Genomic DNA, 17,910 nt, shown 5'->3' with positions numbered 1-17,910 from the left:
TGGATCAAAAAAGAATAACAGGAGAAGGAAGTGAAGCCTGAACCGATGACCAATGAATAAATTTATAGAGGTGAACATATGGCTTGTAAACCAAAGGGCGACGACAAGAAACCAAAACCAAAAAAGTAATTTTGTAATCTATAAAGATGGACTTTTCAAGATCCATTCCTTTTAAAGTTCCTACTCACTTTCATTTTTGGCAGAAATATAACTATTAAAACAGGAAATTTTCGACTCAGTACCAAAACCTAGTGATGAATTTAAAGTTCAAAATCACTAGGTTTTGTAATTAGTCATAATCCTTGTGACATAACTTAAAAATTGAAGTCTTTAGATGTCGAATATTGATTTTGATGATAACTGGACTCTTCTTGCTAACTCAGGTCTTCAATTAAAAAATACGAAAATCACTGGATTTTGGAACAGAGTCCATTTTTCTCAATAATAATATATATGGGCAACTCATATCCTTTGGCTGCCCAATTATGATTAAGCTATCAGTTTGCGATATTGTTTTTCCCTTTAATAAGCAAGCATTATATATTAAATCTAATCACGCTGACAATATATTGAAAAGATAAAAGATATGAAAATTTTGTTCTTGGAAAAATCCATAATAGTAAATAACAGTATTTTTTGTGGAGATTATAACCTTTATTTTTATTAAATAGCAAAGCTATGTTTTTCTAATAGAATACAGGACCTTAATACCTCAAGATTAGAGGAAAAAACTTCAAAGAAGTAATATGATTGGATATAAAGAACTGTAAGAAAATACTAAGAACCAATAATTCATGAAATACACTAAATTTCATTTTAAGCTGATATAAAATATAGATGGAAAAATTCTTTATTTTATAATCTTTTATCTTTATAGATAAAGCATTATAAAGCTTTAATATAGATTTCTATTTTTATTCAAGAATATGAAAATAAGTAAATTTATATAATAATATTTCCCAGTTAATTTCGACTATGAGTACCTTTTGATCAAATGTAATCTAGTAGGGTAAAAAAATTGAACTTAGTTGAATAAAATGAAGAAAATTTCTCTAAACCTCTATTAGATTTCGATTTCAGGTATTCTTAGACTAAATCTAACCTAGAGTTAATAAGGAGGAAAAACTAATGAGAAAAACTATATTAAAAACAGTATGTATTTTCACGTTGGTCTTTTTTGTCCTGTCAATGACAGGAGCAGCAGCATCTAGTTGCAAAACAACAACAGACGCAAAGAACGATACTTTTACGTGTAATTGTAAATGTAAATCTTGTTGCTTTAATGTGATGAAGAATGACAAAGGATGCAGCCTTAAGGTCGTAAAAACTGGATGCTATACTACCGCAAAGGGTGGTAAGGTCTGCATGCAGAGTAATGGTAACTTCTGCTACACAAGACCAGCAAGTTGCAGTAAATGCTGCACTGACAGTTTCAGCTACTGTGTAATTGGTGCAGATGGAAAGAAAGATTGTGCAACCGTTACGATTAAAACTGCATGCTCCAGCTGCTAAAGTACCTACAGTACTTGCTTCAGCATGAAGACTTTTACAACTAAGCAAATTAAAGGGATATAGGAAGTGTTAATCTTCCAGGTTTAACCCTAAATCCCTTAATGCGTTTGCCTACACAATTATATTTTTTTAATTTCGTTAATTATTAATTCTTTTTTTTGATTTCAGTTAGTTGTTAATTCTTTTTTTTGATTTCAGTTAGTTGTTAATTCTTTTTTTGATTTCAGTTAGTTGTTAATTCTTTTTTTGATTTCAGTTAGTTGTTAATTCTTTTTTTGATTTCAGTTAGTTGTTAATTCTTTTTTTGATTTCAGTTAGTTGTTAATTCTTTTTTTTGATTTCAGTTAATTGTTAATTCTTTCTTCTGTGTTTACCTCTCTCGATCAGAGTTTTTATTAACTGGATTTTCATATCATTTAGGTCTTTTTAATTCACCTATTTTTAAATCTTAAAATTTAGTATTTAAGATACAATATAAAAAGTTCAGAACCAATTCGTTATATTTGCTTTACTTTAAAAGGCAAAGTTTCTGAAATTAATCTGGATTCTTATGTAACTATGAATCCTATGTTCATTTACTAAAAAAGAACTGCCTACAGCAGTTCGGATCTCTATTTTTAAAAACTGAAAATAGAAAAAAGAAAAAATTACTGAAATTTCAATAAACTCCTATTTATTGAAATTTACATAAAATGTTCAAACCTTTCCTTTCTCGCTTTACAGATCGGACAAACTCCAGGCGGTTCATCCATGGCACAGAGATATCCGCAAACCTTACATCTCCACACCGGTTTTGAAAGTTTTTCTGTAAACTCCATACTCTCCATCATCTCGGCTCTTTTTTTTTCTTCAGCTCTTTCGGCATCCCTCTGTGCTTTAGGAGGACGCCTTTCAGGAATCGATTCTACCCTTCTTTCTCCCCGAATAACCTCATCCGAAACGTAAAGCGCACAGTAACAGGCTCCATAATCATTCAGATCTGGGTCTCTATAGTAACAGGGACAGACAATATCCAGATCTTCTTCAAGATTGTTGGCAGAAAGTCGGCATGGACAGGACCAGTAACCATATCGCTGCTCATTTGCGAGCAGCCCGCGCACAAGATCCTTTGTAAACTCAACATCAGGGTTGAGGTGATACCCTGATTTTTCGACCTGGTCATTCAAACGCCTGTAGACTTTGTCCACCATTTCTTCGTTTATATCTTCTTCAGCGGCTTCCTCTTCTTTCAGCCCAATTCCCCCTTAAAACCCCAGAGCTTCACGTATTTCCCTTTCTTTAAAACCTACAATCGCTTTTTCCCCATTTATGACAGTTGTCGGGAAAGAGGTTGAAGGGTTGAAGCGTCTTACTTCGTCAACAGCCTGGTTTTCTTCTTCGCCTTCAAGCTTATCCACGTATATAAAATCGAAATCTACACCAAGATCTGTAAGCAGCTTCTTTGTTTTATTACACCATACACAGGTACTAAGGCCATACATTACAACCTTACCCCTGTCAATTCCGGAAATGTGATTTCCTTTCTCCTTATCCAGAGTAGATACATCCATTCGGTTAACCCCCAGCCACGATAAAGTTATGGCAGTACGCCTATGAGTACTTTACCTTGAAAGCACGTTTTACCTGAGCCTGCTACCAAATTGAAGTAATGGCAGGCTGCAAATCATAAATTGCTTGTAAGAAAATATAAACTAAAGTATATAAGTTTAAACATGTTGATAAAGAAGACTAGAAAAGTAAGAATTTTCAGCCTGACTGACTTTTTACCTTGAAATACAAAAATATGTGAGGAAGTATCGTTTGTTCTATTTCTCTAGGTTGAACAACGACTTCTATTGTTTGAACAAAGATTTTCTATTGTTTGAATAAAGATTTCTATTTACAGCCTCAGGCGTACAGTCTAAGGCATCCGGGTAAATTTTATTTTATCAAGCCCTTCTGAACATACCAGTAATAATCATGGGCAAACCGTTCTTTATCAGATCTTACAAGCTGGCAGAAATATTCCGTTGTCTGGCGATGCATTTCATCCTGATCCGGATATTTTATTTCTCCACGAATCGATTTTACTAATTTCTTACCAAGCTCTTCGGCAGGCCCTGCAGCCTGATCGAGTGCGGAAGGATACATCCCAACTGCAACACCAAGACCACCAACAACTGTAACACCAAGATTCATGAGTACACTGTTCATATATTCTACAACCACATCTGCCTTGCCTCCTCCTGCCGTAGACACAGAGCATCCGAACTTTCCAGTCAGCATCTGGCAGTGGATAGCGTCCGAAAGTCGGTCGAAGAAGGCCTTCATAGGTGCAGGAACCGAGTTAATATAATTCGGAGCTCCAAAGACAATTCCATCGGAGTTCCGAACCCTGTCAAAAAGTTCCTCAAAGTCATCGATCTGAGGGCACTCCCCTGTCGCATAACAGGCTCCGCATCCTGTGCAGTACTCTATCTGCAGTTTATAGAGATCTATAAGCTCGACTTCCGCACCTTCGGACTCCGCACCTTTAATCACGGACTTTACAAGTTGAAGAGTCTTGCTTTCATTTCCTCTCGGGCTTGCGTTAATTCCAAGAATTTTCATGATTATCACCTTGAGGTTCTCAAATTAGAATTTTGATTTAAAAACTTATCTTCTTTTTCACTATTCGTGGACGCATCTATTTTCTTATATTGGATTGCTAATAAGATAGCGTAGAACTGTTTGGAGATAAGAATACACATAGGAGATCTTCATAAAAACGATTGTCAAATTAGATCTGAATTTTTTAGAGCTAATTTGATAGCCTCCACCTTGACTGAATGGATTATGCAACAACTACATGAATTACACAGGATTAACGTATTATTTTTTGCCTTTTTCAGATGTATGAGCGTGAGCTACAGGATTTCTATTTCCTCTCACGAGGGATGCAAATATTCCCAGAATACAGAAGGCTGTAAACAGGATGAAAGCATAATGCAGGCTTAAAACGAACTGAGGGTAATATTCAGGCGTAATTTCCACAGGACCAATAACAATTGCAAAGATCATCATTGCAATGCCCATCGACAGCATCTGCCCAAGGAGCCGCATAGTTCCGTTCATTCCCGATGCAACGCCATAGAATCTTTTATCGACGGAACTCATGATCGCATTCGTATTTGGAGACGAGAAGAGCCCAAAACCTATACCGAGAATAATAAGGGTGATAATAAGATGCAAGAGAGGAGTTGATTCTGTAAGGAAAATCAGAAGGAAGAGCCCAAGCGCAGTAAATGCCATCCCTGCGGATGCAACAATTCGGGGTTCAGTTCTGTCAGAGAGCCGACCGGCAATTGGCGAAACCATGGCCATGACAACCGGCTGTGCTACCAGGATAAGTCCGGCATGTTCTGGAGTGAAGCTTTTCGTGTACTGGAGATCCAGGCTTAAAAGAAAGGTCACCGCATAAGTCGCACTATAATTGATTAGCGCGGATAGGTTCGAAAAGGCAAAAATTCGATTTTTTGTCAGGAGATTAATGTCAAGAACGGGAAAAGGTATTCTAATTTCATATAGAGCAAAAACAATTATCCCGAGAGTCCCTAAAGCCAAGAGGGCAACCCCTTTAAGTTCTGGGAGAACTGAAAAACCATACATGACTGCAACTATCGCTGCACCGTATATGACTGATCCTGTCAGATCGAACTTTTCCCCTCTGCACTCAGCCCATTCACCTTTAATCTTCCATAAGATCAGGAGAACTGCTGTAATACCTATAGGAACATTTACGAAGAAAATGCTCCTCCAGCCAAGATACTGCGTCATTGCACCTCCAAGTAAAGGACCAACGGAAAGCCCAATGTAAACTGCAGTAATATAAGTACCAAGAGCTTTTCCACGCTCACCTGGTGGGAAGACCGAAGTAACTATGGCGACGCCTGTTCCAAAGATCATTGCACTCCCGATACCCTGCACGACCCGTACTCCAATCAGCATTTCCGATGAGGAAGCCATAGTCATAATTAAAGACGAAAGGCTGAAGATCGTAATACCATATAGGAAAACCTTTTTCCTCCCATAAATGTCTGCGATTTTTCCGAAGGGGACAAGAAACAATGCTGATGAAAGAAGGTAAGCAGTCGCAACCCAGGAAAGGGCAATAGCATCCATATGAAATTCTGCCCCGATCGCAGGCAGGGCAATATTTACTGCCGAACCGTCAAAAGGGGTAATAAATCCCGCCAGTATCGCAATAAAAAGTACTACCTGTTTCCCTGTGCCGGCAACAGGAACATCAGGTGTATGGTAGATTTCCGGAACTTTGGCAGGTGATTCGGCATTATTTGTGTCTTTTTTCATGTATATCACTTATCTAAAGGGTCATTATCTACGGCTTATAGTGTCAGAAAAATCGCAATCGATTTATGTTGCAGGATAGATTATTTAAGAGGCAATTCTCTTCATAAGGTTTCCTCACTGTGGTTGACTGATCAACCATTTAGTACAATTTATTTGTATTAAACATTACGCCGAAACCGTTGCGCCGGTTTATCACGCCGATAGGGTTTGGGGATAAGATTCTCAAATCCAAACACTGCTTGGGGTTTTCGCTCAAGCCTTTTTTGAAAAGGCTTGCGGTCAAGCAGTTTTTTGAAAAGGCTTGCGGTCAAGCAGTTTTTTGAAAAGGCTTGCAAAAAGTCTGAGAACGCAAGTTAAACTATTAGAACGGTGTAATAATTAAAGAACGGCGTAATAATAAGATTAAGACTACCTGGAAACTTTCCTTTTAGTACTGTTAAAAATCACGTAAGGTTTAAAATAAATTAATGGCTAGTTCGAGGCAAAAAAAATCCGAGATTAAATTAGATTTTAAGGCTAAATTCACACAAATCGAGGTATGCAAAACCAGAAAACCAGAATCGCTGATGGTTTACCTCTGGATTCACCTGTAAATTTCTATGGATTTACCTATTGATTATATATGGATTTACCATAAAATTATGTTAAATTATTCCAGTATGAATATTATAGAGGTTATAGACTCACAATGAATGAAATTATTACCTGGATATTGATCATATTCTGCCTGATGCAGTCCGCTATTTTTTCCGGAATGACAATCGGGGTTTTCGGCCTTGGGAGACTCAGGCTTGAGATCGAGGCCGAAGCAAACAATAAAGAGGCTATCAAAATCCTGCAGATCAGGCGGGACTCAAACTTTCTGCTTACGACACTGCTCTGGGGAAACATAGCGGTAAACGTTCTAATTGCCCAGCTTACAGGTTCCGTGCTGACCGGAGCTTCAGCTTTTCTCTTCTCTACTTTCGTTATAACCAGTTTCGGAGAGATAGTGCCTCAGGCTTATTTTTCTCGAAATGCCCTGTCACTAGGAGCGAAACTAACTCCTTTAGTCCGCTTCTACCAGCTACTGCTCTATCCAGTTGCCAAACCTACAGCCCTGATTCTTGACTGGTGGTTAGGCAGAGAGAAGCTTGACCTCTTCAAGGAACAGTCTATTCGGATTATGCTCGAAAAACACATTGAGTCCGGAAAGTCCGATATTGGTTCTTTTGAAGGGATAGGAGCCCTGAACTTTCTTTCCATAGATGATGTCAGCATATCAGATGAGGGTTCGCTAATAGACGAGAGAAGTATAATCTCACTACCAGTGGAAAATAACCGTCCGATATTTCCTTCTTTCGAAAGAGAACCGACTGACCCGTTTCTGCAAAAGATAGAAGCCTCCGGGAAAAAGTGGGTAGTTATTACCAACCCTCAGGATGAGCCTACAATGGTGCTTGATGCGGATGGTTTTCTGAGGGATGCAGTCTACAAGAAAGGCCCATTCATTCCCCTTTCTTACTGCCACTTTCCGGTTGTGGTAAAATCTCCGAAAACCAGGCTTGAAAAAGTAATTAGGCAGTTTAAGGTGTATCCTCAATACCCTGAAGACGATGTGATCGACCAGGACCTTATCCTCTACTGGGGCCAGGAGAAAAGAATTATTACCGGTTCGGATATTCTGGGCCGATTGTTAAGGGGAATTGTAGTGGAATGTGACCTGACATCAGGGTGTGAACTGCCTGCTCAGCCTTCACAGCCAGGAGTTGCCAGAATAAGAAGTTTGAGAAGAGGGAAAAAGAAAGAAAGCACGGAAGAAAGAAAGGAATAAAAATGAAAATACAGAGATAAAAAGAAGAGAAAAAAAGAAAAATGAAGAAGAAAGGACAAAAAGAAGAGAAAAAAAGAAAAATGAAGAAGAAAGGACAAAAGAAGAGAAAAAAAGAAAAATGAAGAAGAAAGGACAAAAAGAAGAGAAAAAAAGAAAAATGAAGAAGAAAGGACAAAAGAAGAGAAAAAAAGAAAAATGAAGAAGAAAGGACAAAAAGAAGAGAAAAAAAGAAAAAAAAGAAAAAAAAGGCAGTAGAGTACAATTTAAATGTTTTAGATAAAGGTTTAAGCATGAAAATACACTGCATCCAGCACGTTAAGTTTGAAACATTGGGAACTATTGTTGAATGGATAGAAGAAAGAAAGCACTCTTTATCAACCACACATTTATATGAAAATCATAACTTTCCCAGTCTGGATAACTTCGATCTTCTCATAGTCATGGGTGGACCGATGAATATCTATGAGTATGAAAAATATCCCTGGTTGAGGAAAGAAAAAATATTTCTCAAAGAAGCTATTTCCGCAGGAAAGGCAGTTCTTGGGATTTGCCTTGGCGCTCAGCTTATTGCTGATGTTCTGAAAGCCGAGGTATTTAAAAACAATTATAAAGAGATCGGATGGTTCCCAATTTTTACGATCAAACCGGAGTCCGAAAATCCTCTGCTAAAAGGTATCCCTGAAAAATTTACCGCATTTCACTGGCATGGAGACACTTTCGGCCTGCCTGAAGAGGCAATAAGACTCTTTGAAAGTGAAGCCTGCAAAAACCAGGGCTTTATCTACAAAAACAGGGTAATCGGACTTCAGTTCCATCTAGAAATGAGCAATAAAACAATCGGGAACGTTATTAAAAACTGCAGAAATGAGCTGGTTGAAGGAGTGTATATCCAGAACGAAGAAGAGATGCTGGATAGAGACTCACTTCTTACGGAGTCAAAGTTATTGATGTTCAGTATGCTGGACAATTTTGAAGAGGTCATAAGATATCAGTAAGTACTGAATAGTTCTCGTTTGTCATTTGTCATGACTGAAATCTATTCAAACTGAGAGCTATCCAAACTAAGAGCTATCCAAACTAAGAGCTATCCAAACTAAGAGCTATCCAAACTAAGAGCTATCCAAACTGAGAGCTATCCATTTTGGTCATATGGAAAGTGGGATAGTATATAAGAACAACATAACAGCGGCCAAGGCATTTTAAGCTGAAAGGATCCGGGGAAAAAATAAAAGTTTACTTCTCGTACGCAGGCAGTGCTATAACCCCTATCTCCGGAAGTGGATAACCGACAGCGAAATGGTAGAGGTCCTGGAATTCGAGCCCTTTGAGACCTATGGCATCATGCAAAGGGTCATCAAAGAAACACCCAATCCCACAACCCCTAAGACCATATGCCTCGGCTTCAAGGTAAAGGAGCTGCCCCAGAATTCCGCATTCCCAAAAAAGGTACGGATATATCCAGGCCCCAAACCTTTTCAGAGGCTCTTCAAACTCAGAGAGCATGCAGGCAGTAAAACATGCATCGGCAGCTTTTCGCTGCTTACAGGAAAGCTGAGCTGCAAAAGAATCCAGAGTTTCTTCCATCAAGAGGTAAAACTCAAGGTCTAAAGGGCAGTTTTTCGGTTTTTCCCATAAAAAGTCCGGTCTGATCGCAGCTTTAAACCTATCTTTTTCCCCGGGTTTGCGAAGGAAAATATAAAGTCCCGGAAGAAGATCCTTTACGTGGTTTACGAAAAGAAGAAGGTGAGTAAAGGGACCGAAAGCAAGGGAATTGAAAATCGGATTATTTTCCGGAAGGGTTCTTTGCAGCATAGCATAAAAAATTTCATCTTCCAGGTATGCGCTGTTATTCATCTCAATAGCACTTCTCCTTTTCCGGATAACTTCACGGAGGGGAACCGTATCAAGATTTAACAGGTTTCTGAAACTGCTGGTTTTCAGCGATGAAACCGCCTGTAGATTGAATTTTAATTCTTCTTTTAGTTTTTCATTTGATTCTTCTCTTTTATCCAGGTAATCGGTTTCCTTCTTCTGAGCTGCCGAGGCCGCATCTTCAATACCTACCCATTGAACATGCTCTGGACTTAAACTGTTAGGAATACCTTTCCAGGAAAGATTTTTAAAATCAGGAATCACACCTGAAGAAATCCTGCTTTTTGTACAGGTCTTTCCTGCTGGATAAACCGCAAGCAAACAGGCAGGCCCCTGTTTTTCAGGGCCTTTCTCTCCGGAAATGCCAAGAAGCGCAGCAATATCTTTCGAACTCATGTCCAGAAGAAGACTTGTTTTCCAGCCAAGCCCGGCAGCAGCAAAGGTCAGGGCAGCAATTGCATGCCCTATATCATGCTGAGCATATCGAAAGGCCCTGAGCCCGTATTTCCAGGAAACCCGCCAGAAAACTGAACTCAAACCTACGAAAAAAGTGCCTTCAGGAAAACCTGAACTTAATAGTTTCCAGGTAGCCTGGGAAAATTCTGCTCTGATTTCAAGGGCATGAGGCAAAGAAGCATAATGGCAGACAGACGGGTTTTTCAGGAGCCCCTTCATAGGACCGGAAAGGAGGTACATCTCGGTAGGGTGAAGGTTTCCGCTTGAAGGATTAACACGGAGTGGCCATTTTGTACCTTCCGCCATTTTCCAGGCCGAAATTGCAAAGCTGTCAAAAAAAAGCCTGGAAATTGATTTCGCATTCAGCTCAGACGGCTTGAGTTTTTCAGGTGAGAAAGCCTGCTCATAAGTAGGAAAAATCTCAGCTTTTGTTTGCTCGTCACTCCAGATTTCCAGATTCAAAAGTCGAGTTCCGTGATAGTTAAGGAAAGAATCTGGCTTGAGACGTAAATCCAGGCGGTGAGGACCCGGAGCATAAGATTTAAATTTGTGTTTACTTGCCTGGTGGTAGGCCAGTATGGCTTCAAGTTCTTTTGTCATAATAAGCACACCCGTAGCCGGAGAAATCTAATTTTCAAACAACCGTTTCAGTAAGGGATATCTGCTTTTTAAGTAAAGGAGAGGAGCATTTCAGGATCTTTGATGAAAGTTAAGCTTTTTTCAGGGTTTCAAGTACGGCTTTTCCAAACATATCAGCACTTGCAGGGTCTCGTCCTGTAATTACCCGGCCCGAAACCACTACATCCTGATTCAGATAGACAGCTCCGTGTTCCTTAAGTTCGCGTAACGTATCCGGACTTTTGAAGACTGTGCTCTCTTTGCCCTTCAAGATACCTGCCCTTGCCAGTACTACAGGGGAAATGCAGATTGCAGAGATCACCTTTTTCAAGGCATCAGCTTCCTTTATAAGTGCCTGCAGAGTTTTGTTATTCCACAGGTATTCTCTTGAATCTGAACCTCCTGAGATTACGATTGCATCATAATCTTCAATTCTGGCATCAGAAATCGCGACATCAGGCTTGATTGTACCTCCGAGCATCCCTTTTGCAGTCTTAGTAGACTCGGCTGCAACGGTAACTTTTACTCCTGCAGCCTCAAAAAGCTGCTTCGGAACAAAGCATTCCTCGTCCCTGAACTGCTCCTGGGCAATTATGAGCAGGATTTTTTTGTCTTTATACTCGGTTTCTGTCATCTGTTCACTTCCTGTAAGCTTGAAAATTAAGAATCGAAGAAATGAGAAGTGGAATGGTTTAGTAACCCTGTTTCCTTAAAGATACGTTATGAAAATATAAATGGATGCTTCTTTTAGAGTATACTAGACTAAGAAAAAATATAAAGAACCTGAGATTAGCTTGTAATAAGCTGGAGAAAAGTGGATAAAAAACAAAAGCCTGAATATATATAAGAAACAAAAGCCTGAAAATCTATAAGAAGCTAAAGCCTGAAAACGTATAAAAAACCTGATAAAGATTTTAAAATAAAGGTTTTAAAATCCTGATAAACAGCGTAAAGAGTCTGAGCCTCAGAAGCATATAAGGAAATAAAACCAGCTATTAAGACTTAGTTCGTATTTGACTTAAGTTATAAGGAAATACAGAACTGCTGAGATTCCGGCACCTGCAAAGGTCGCTACGAAATTAACTCCGCTATTTGAGAGCACTCCCCTTTTCTGAAGCGTAGCCCCAAGGAGGCTGTCCATATTTGTCCCGAAAAAGCCTCCTGCGGTTGTAATAAGGACTGTTAATATAAAATTGTCCGAAACTCCCAGTAAGTATGCAAGGACTCCTATCACCGCAGAACCTAAGATTGCAGCAAGTTCCCCAAGAAATGATACGGCTCCGTCGACTCCGGGTTCCGAGAGTTTGAGGGTTGTTATCATTCTTGGCCTTCCTTTTGCCGTTGTCCCGATTTCGCTTGCCAGGGTATCTCCGGTAGCTGTTGCAACCGTACCCATATAGGCATAGATGATCGGAAGACTATGTTCCGGGAAGACCCCATATGCTACTGCAAGGGCAAGAGCTGCCGTACTGTTCGAAAATACGTTTTCATAACTCCGGATGCCGTCTTTAGCCTGTGCAATTCCTATGGATTCTTTGTATGTATATTTATATTTTGTAAACCCGCCTCCGAGAATAAAAAATGTGAGCAGAAGCAGGAACCAGGAAAGCCCGCTGAAGACAATTATCAGGACTCCCAGCAAGGCGGCACTCAGAAGTGCAGATACGTCTGCAATCTTCGCCCTGTAAGCCAGTATACCCAGGAAAAAGGAGAATACCAGTGCTACAACCATTTTTTCGGGAGGCACCCAGTACCTGAAATCTTCAAAAATCCACATTGTCATGCCTGCACCCAGAGGCACAGAAATATTCTTGTCTATTTTGGAGGGGATTGACTCGAAAAGAGAACCTGTAACCGCCCCGATAACAGCTATGAAGAAAATCATGTTATATGAGACCGGAAGTTTCTGCCAGTAGACAATCCAGCTTGCGGCAAAGAATGAAGCAGCAATCCTAAGTGCCAGGAAAGCCGAACTCCAGATAATTGAAAAACTCTTCTTTTTGATTCTACTCCGTCTTAAATTTAAATCAGGTACAGACTCGGTCTCCGAAAAAGATGTTTTATGGTTTCCTACTGCAGCAATCGCAAACGCCCCAAGTACTATATAAAAAGGATAGTTGTAAGAAGAAACACTCGAAATCACGGAAACAAAGAGCATGATAACCAGGGAAAAAGTAAGGCTGGTAACATCTCTATCACAGAAAAAGGAGTTTCCAGAAAGCCGTATTCCCAGAAAAAGAACGATGGATAGGAGAAAAAGAAGATTAACTCCTGCAAAAGGAGCTATAAGAATGAGCAGGAGATATAGGATATGCGTTACAGGAATTCTCTGGCAGGAATTCCCGCTTTTAAAGAATCGTGCAGCTCTGTTCATTATAAGACATCTTTTGTTTTTACTTTTTCTGGGAAGTTACATAGAATAAGTTTATCTTTATAAATAACAATTGTTTTTCTTTTAGAGACGATTAGAATTACATAATAAAACTTAAAAATATCTGTTTTAGCAGTTGCTATCTGGAAGGAGTTTAGACAAACCCTTTAAGTTATATAGAAATAGTTCAATGAATAAAATAACTTTTGCCTCATATTTGTTGTTCGGGATTTGTTAAACTTAATCTATTTCTCATAGTTCCAAACAGTATCAGTTCAAATTCCAAACAGTCTCTAGATTCAGAATTCCAAATAGGTATTATACTTATCAGGACTTCCAACCAGTATCTAATCTGGAGTTCTTTTCCAAATATTAAATATAATTCATTCCTTCAGGCTTAAGAAAGGAAATCTGAAAACGTCCTGATCTATATGTAATCAAACAAATTAGTAAGAGTTCTGATCCATAAATATAACCCGAAATAAATAGTATATTATACCCAGAAAAGCTGCGTGCTATATGTGTGATGAGGGGGAAAACATGGAAAACTATGACCTTATTATAATAGGTACGGGTTCTGCAATGAACTACATAAATCCTATTCTTGATTCAAAACCTGAAATGAGAGTTGCAGTTATCGATAAAGACGAACCCGGCGGGATCTGCCTTACCAGAGGGTGCATTCCTTCAAAAATCCTGCTCTATCCTGCCGAACTCATAAGAGAAATTGGAACTGCATCTGTTTTCGGAATTAATATTGAAATAAAGGACATCGATTTCCTTGCAATTATGGAAAGGATGCGCAGGAAAATAGGAGAAGATGTCGAGGCGATAAGGAAGGGGTTTACCGATAACCCATACCTTGACTACTATCACGAAAGTGCGGAGTTTATCTCACCTTATACCCTGAAAGTAGGTGAAAAAACCCTCCACTCCGAAATGATCTTTCTCTGTACCGGTTCAAAACCTGCAATTCCTCCTATTAAGGGTCTCGAAGAAGCAGGATACCTTACAAGTGATACTGTGCTTAAACTCACGGAACGCCCAGAAAAGCTCGCTATCTTGGGAGGGAGTTACATTGCAGCCGAATACGGGCACTTTTTTTCAGCTATGGGAACCCAGGTCACGGCCATCGGGAGAAATTCCCAGTTTCTTCCGCAGGAGGAGCCCGATATCTCCAGACTTGCCAGTTTGAAAATATCGGAGTACATGCAGATAATTACAAACCATGAAGCCATAGAAGTTCGGAAAGAAGATAACGGGCAGAAAACGGTTATTGCAAAGGAAAACGACTCGGGACGGGAAGTAAAAATAACTGTGGACGAAATCCTCGTGGCAACAGGAAGAGTTCCGAATACCGATATTCTCCACCCCGAAAGAGCAGGGATTAAAACCGATATACAGGGCTGGATTCTGGTGAACGAGTTTCTTGAGACCTCACAGCCGAATATCTGGGCATTTGGGGATGCAAATGGAAAGTATTTGCTAAAGCACGTAGCAAACTACGAGTCCGGAATAGTTTTCCTCAATGCGATCATGAAAGAAAAAGAAAAGGTAGACTACCATGCCGTACCCCACGCAGTCTTTTCCTATCCTGAAATTGCCGGAGCAGGCATGAAAGAGCAGGAAGCCGTGGAAAAGTACGGAGAGGAAAGAGTCCTCATAGGCCTCAAGTTTTTTGAAGATACTGCAAAAGGGTCAGCTATGGAAATCAGAGATTATTTCGTAAAAGTGATTCTGGATGCGAAGGAAGAAAAAATCCTGGGAGCCCACATTATAGGCCCGCATGCTTCAGTCCTGATCCACCAGATAATTCCTCTCATGTACACAGAATCAAGAAGCACTGAACCAATTATGCGGAGTATGGATATTCACCCGTCTCTCAGTGAGGTTGTAACCAGGGCATTTTATTCTCGGCTACCGCCTGAACACTATCATCATTTTCTTAAACATATCGGGCTTGAGGACTGAAAATCCTTATGCTCGTGATTGAAAAAATATCTACTATGAGAGCTTAAAATTTTCACCTATTAAATAACTCAAATAGGTATCTCGCATGTATGTAGAGTCTAGTTCGGTAGAATCCTATACGTTTGTGGAATCTTCTAGTATGATTATATCTATGCCGGATTTATTTTTATTTTTTCTTGCTTTTTTTTCTTTCATCTTTTTCCTGTTTTCTACCAAATACGTTCATCCCTATAACGAACCCAATCCCAATGGAAATTCCAGTAAGTGCTCCATTCATTAAATTATTAGACAAGTATCCTAAGAATGTACATATAATTACAGGGATAATGAAAAGTACAAATGGGTTTTTCATTAGAGATTTTTCCATGTTTACCATTTCCTTACTTGTCTTTCTTTTATCTTTTTGTCTTACAGCGGATTAAAAGTGTTATGTCTTTTCTGAAATCGGTTCCGCTATTTTCAGTTTTTCGTCTTTTTCAAGCGAATTTCGAGTCTGAATTACTTTCCAACATATTCACTATTTAATAATTTAATCATAAATTATTTATTTGAGTATATGCCTTAGCTCATATTCAAGATAATTATAAAGGAAAATGTTATTCAATCTGAGTGTATAAAAGTCTCATTTAAGCAAATAAATAACAAATATGGACTCACTTGTTATAAATTATTCAGTTATAATTATATTTGTGTAATCAATTGAAGAGTTCGAAAGGTGAAAACTTACTGTTATTGTGCATGCACCTGAGTAAAATTGTTTAAACCCCTGAAATATAAAATTTTTAAGTTTGTTGTTTTGTTGAGGTTGACGGTCTAACCCGCCTTTGAAAAGTCAGGGATGAAACCTTATTTATTCCCCACAGTTTCTAAACTTTCTTCCTTCAAACCTATTTTTTTAAGGTCAAAAACCCACCTGCTGATGCCCGGAGCAACATTTCCGGTCCGCCTGTACAGCTCCACTTCAAGCCCCATTTTTTCGTATTCATTAATCAGCCCAGGAATCTGAGATTCGGCTTTAAAAGTGTAAAAGTGAATGTACCCTTCTTTCCTGACAAGTTTTGAGATTTCGCCAAGAAAATGGTCCATGCCATAGGGTGTAGGCACTATGGCCCTATCAAACCCATTTTCAGGAATCTGAAAACTTTCATCTTTAGCTTTCTCAGGATTCAGGCATACATGCAGACTAGAAAAAGCCGTATTTACTAGCCCTTCACTGGTTTTTGCAGAATTAAACATATCGAAAACATTTTCAAAGTCACCCTGAATAACGGTTATTTGCCCTTCAAGCCTGTTAATCCGGATATTTTCCCGCAGGCAGGCACAGGCGTCGGGATTTATTTCAATGGCATAAACCTTTGCTCCTTTTCCTGCAGCAGGAAGTACAAAAGGGCCCACTCCGGCAAAAGGAATTATGATGTTTTCTCCCGACTTTATTTTTGAGGCTACCCGCCTTCTCTCAGAGTACAGACGGGGATTAAAAAAGACTTTTTTAACATCCAGTTTATAGGTATAACCATTTTCCCTGTGAATTGTTTCTGTGGTTTCCCCAATCAGAAGCTCAAAATCCGCAACTCTATGCTCTCCTTCGAGTTTGCTCACCTTATTAAGTACGGCCCGCGTATTGCCACGCATAGAAAGCAGTTTCGAGGCAATAGATTTTTTATAAGCCTCAAGCTCAGGAGGAATCGATATTACGGCTACATTTCCAATGTAATCAAAACGTTTCGGAACCATAGGAAGCAGGGGTTCTTCAACTATTCCTCTCATTGCATCCCGCAAGCTTATTCTATTTCGAAAACTCATTAAGAATCCTCTACTTATCAAATTGTAGACTTTCACTTTAAGATTTTAATTCCAGATATTAAGTTCCAGATGTTAAGTTCCAGATGTTAAGTTCCAGATATTAAGTTTCAGATATTAAGTTCCAGATATTAAGTTCCAGATTTTAGTTCCGTTTTTAAGAATCAGTTTAATATATGCTTTTTGTTTTGGGAAATGGCTGAGAAAGTGTGGAAAAAGATAAAACCCGGAAGAAACTTTAAACAGCCATTCGTAACAGTACAGGCAGGACTATTCCCCATGAAAATTATAATCGAAACCCCAAAATATAGTTTCTGGAAGTATAACAGAACAGAAAAAGGCTATGAAAAGGCTTTTTTTTCCCCCCTGCCTACAATTTTCAACTACGGCTTTGTAGAGGGAACAGAAGGTGCAGATGGCATGGAAGAAGATGTAGTTGTACTTGGGCCCCGCCTGCCGAGAGGAAGTACACTTAAAAGAGATTCTTTTGACGGGATAGTAAAATTCCTGGATGATTCTATCAGGGACGATAAAAAAATCGTATATATCAGCGGTTTTCGCTCTCCTGTCCTGCTTGCTTATTATTTCAGGCTATATGCTCTTTTTAAGGTCTTCTTGTATGCTTTCCGTGAGAGAAAAATTTCAACATGCAGGTTTGAAGGAATCGAATTCAGAAAACTAAACTAATATTGTTACTGTTTACATCAGCACACGTTGATTCGAAAATAACAGTTGATCCTAAAACTCCAGATAAAGAATTGAAGTAAGTGACTTAGTTATAGAGCTTGAAGGGAGAACTACTAAATCCAAAGTTAAAACTATTCTTGAAGACTGCAACCTTTTTACGTATAGGCTGGACTATAATGTAGAATATAGGCAGACAAATATATACAGGTAGAAAATAATGAAAACAGCGTGTAAATGATAAATTTAAATCTGCTACGGATATCAAAAAGAAGATTATCATATAATTTTTATATCCGAACAAGCTGTCGATGACGAAAATTTCTTGAGATGCTGGATAAAAACAATATTCAGCTAAAAAAGTTTGTCTGGTGTATATTAGTTTTAATAACGAATACAAAGATTGGATTCCAGAGGAAGATGCGGTCAAAATCAAAGTTGCGCTGGCGCACCCCGCTGCAAGCAACGGGGTATGTCCGCGCCA

Annotated in this window: 15 protein-coding genes; 6 read left to right on the top strand and 9 right to left on the bottom strand. The window is 39.0% G+C overall.

The features are described 5' to 3' along the window. Nucleotides 1-1,128: 1,128 nt before the first annotated feature. Nucleotides 1,129-1,512 carry a hypothetical protein gene (locus tag ASJ81_RS21900; RefSeq protein WP_095646231.1) on the top strand — a complete coding sequence of 128 codons (384 nt, stop codon included), beginning with the start codon at nt 1,129-1,131 and terminating at the stop codon, nt 1,510-1,512. 683 nt (nt 1,513-2,195) lie between these two features. Here the strand turns inward: ASJ81_RS21900 and ASJ81_RS21895 are convergent. The 4 genes from ASJ81_RS21895 to ASJ81_RS21880 form a co-directional block, all read right to left on the bottom strand. Next, the gene (locus ASJ81_RS21895) at nt 2,196-2,702 is read right to left on the bottom strand and encodes a ferredoxin-thioredoxin reductase catalytic domain-containing protein (protein WP_170943456.1); all 507 of its coding nucleotides are present in this window, start codon (nt 2,700-2,702) and stop codon (nt 2,196-2,198) included. Nucleotides 2,703-2,756: 54 nt separating this feature from the next. Next, nucleotides 2,757-3,062: a glutaredoxin family protein gene (locus tag ASJ81_RS21890; protein WP_095646229.1), complete on the bottom strand. Its 306-nt coding sequence runs from the start codon at nt 3,060-3,062 to the stop codon at nt 2,757-2,759. Nucleotides 3,063-3,432: 370 nt separating this feature from the next. Beyond that, complete coding sequence (locus ASJ81_RS21885) at nt 3,433-4,101, bottom strand: flavodoxin family protein (RefSeq protein ID WP_095646228.1); 669 nt, start codon at nt 4,099-4,101, stop codon at nt 3,433-3,435. A gap of 261 nt (nt 4,102-4,362) precedes the next feature. Then, entirely contained in the window at nt 4,363-5,841 is a 1,479-nt protein-coding gene (locus ASJ81_RS21880) for an MFS transporter (protein WP_095646227.1), read from the bottom strand. 688 nt (nt 5,842-6,529) lie between these two features. Here ASJ81_RS21880 and ASJ81_RS21875 point away from each other — a divergent pair. Together ASJ81_RS21875 and ASJ81_RS21865 are read left to right on the top strand one after the other, a co-directional pair. Further along, the gene (locus ASJ81_RS21875; protein ID WP_095646226.1) at nt 6,530-7,654 is read left to right on the top strand and encodes a DUF21 domain-containing protein; all 1,125 of its coding nucleotides are present in this window, start codon (nt 6,530-6,532) and stop codon (nt 7,652-7,654) included. 290 nt (nt 7,655-7,944) lie between these two features. Beyond that, entirely contained in the window at nt 7,945-8,649 is a 705-nt protein-coding gene (locus tag ASJ81_RS21865; protein WP_095646225.1) for a type 1 glutamine amidotransferase, read from the top strand. A 238-nt stretch (nt 8,650-8,887) separates the two neighbouring features. Here the strand turns inward: ASJ81_RS21865 and ASJ81_RS21860 are convergent, their stop codons facing one another. From ASJ81_RS21860 to ASJ81_RS21850, 3 genes are all read right to left on the bottom strand, one after another. Continuing rightward, nucleotides 8,888-10,582 (bottom strand): SagB/ThcOx family dehydrogenase, encoded by a 1,695-nt coding sequence (locus ASJ81_RS21860; protein WP_095646224.1) that lies wholly within the window; start codon nt 10,580-10,582, stop codon nt 8,888-8,890. Between the two features lie 109 nt (nt 10,583-10,691). After that, on the bottom strand, nt 10,692-11,234 hold the full coding sequence (locus ASJ81_RS21855) for a DJ-1/PfpI family protein (protein WP_095646223.1): 543 nt from the start codon (nt 11,232-11,234) through the stop codon (nt 10,692-10,694). A gap of 384 nt (nt 11,235-11,618) precedes the next feature. After that, entirely contained in the window at nt 11,619-12,974 is a 1,356-nt protein-coding gene (locus tag ASJ81_RS21850; RefSeq protein WP_095646222.1) for a TIGR00297 family protein, read from the bottom strand. Between the two features lie 537 nt (nt 12,975-13,511). On the opposite strand from ASJ81_RS21850, the gene ASJ81_RS21845 reads away from it, so the two are divergent. Further along, nucleotides 13,512-14,942, top strand: coding sequence for a dihydrolipoyl dehydrogenase (locus ASJ81_RS21845; RefSeq protein ID WP_095646221.1), 1,431 nt, complete (start codon nt 13,512-13,514; stop codon nt 14,940-14,942). Between the two features lie 166 nt (nt 14,943-15,108). Here the strand turns inward: ASJ81_RS21845 and ASJ81_RS21840 are convergent, their stop codons facing one another. Next, nucleotides 15,109-15,318: a hypothetical protein gene (locus ASJ81_RS21840; protein WP_141241835.1), complete on the bottom strand. Its 210-nt coding sequence runs from the start codon at nt 15,316-15,318 to the stop codon at nt 15,109-15,111. Nucleotides 15,319-15,788: 470 nt separating this feature from the next. Continuing rightward, nucleotides 15,789-16,745, bottom strand: coding sequence for a class I SAM-dependent methyltransferase (locus ASJ81_RS21835; protein ID WP_095646219.1), 957 nt, complete (start codon nt 16,743-16,745; stop codon nt 15,789-15,791). Nucleotides 16,746-16,937: 192 nt separating this feature from the next. Between ASJ81_RS21835 and ASJ81_RS21830 the strand changes: the two genes are divergently transcribed. Together ASJ81_RS21830 and ASJ81_RS24725 are read left to right on the top strand one after the other, a co-directional pair. After that, the gene (locus ASJ81_RS21830; RefSeq protein WP_245860451.1) at nt 16,938-17,429 is read left to right on the top strand and encodes an inorganic diphosphatase; all 492 of its coding nucleotides are present in this window, start codon (nt 16,938-16,940) and stop codon (nt 17,427-17,429) included. A gap of 327 nt (nt 17,430-17,756) precedes the next feature. After that, nucleotides 17,757-17,910: hypothetical protein (locus ASJ81_RS24725; protein ID WP_212556128.1), on the top strand; the 154-nt coding region annotated here is incomplete at its 3' end.

Origin of the sequence: Methanosarcina spelaei (genome assembly GCF_002287235.1) — an archaeon.
Taxonomy (GTDB): Archaea; Halobacteriota; Methanosarcinia; order Methanosarcinales; family Methanosarcinaceae; genus Methanosarcina; species Methanosarcina spelaei.
This window is presented reverse-complemented; position numbering and strand designations above follow the sequence as displayed.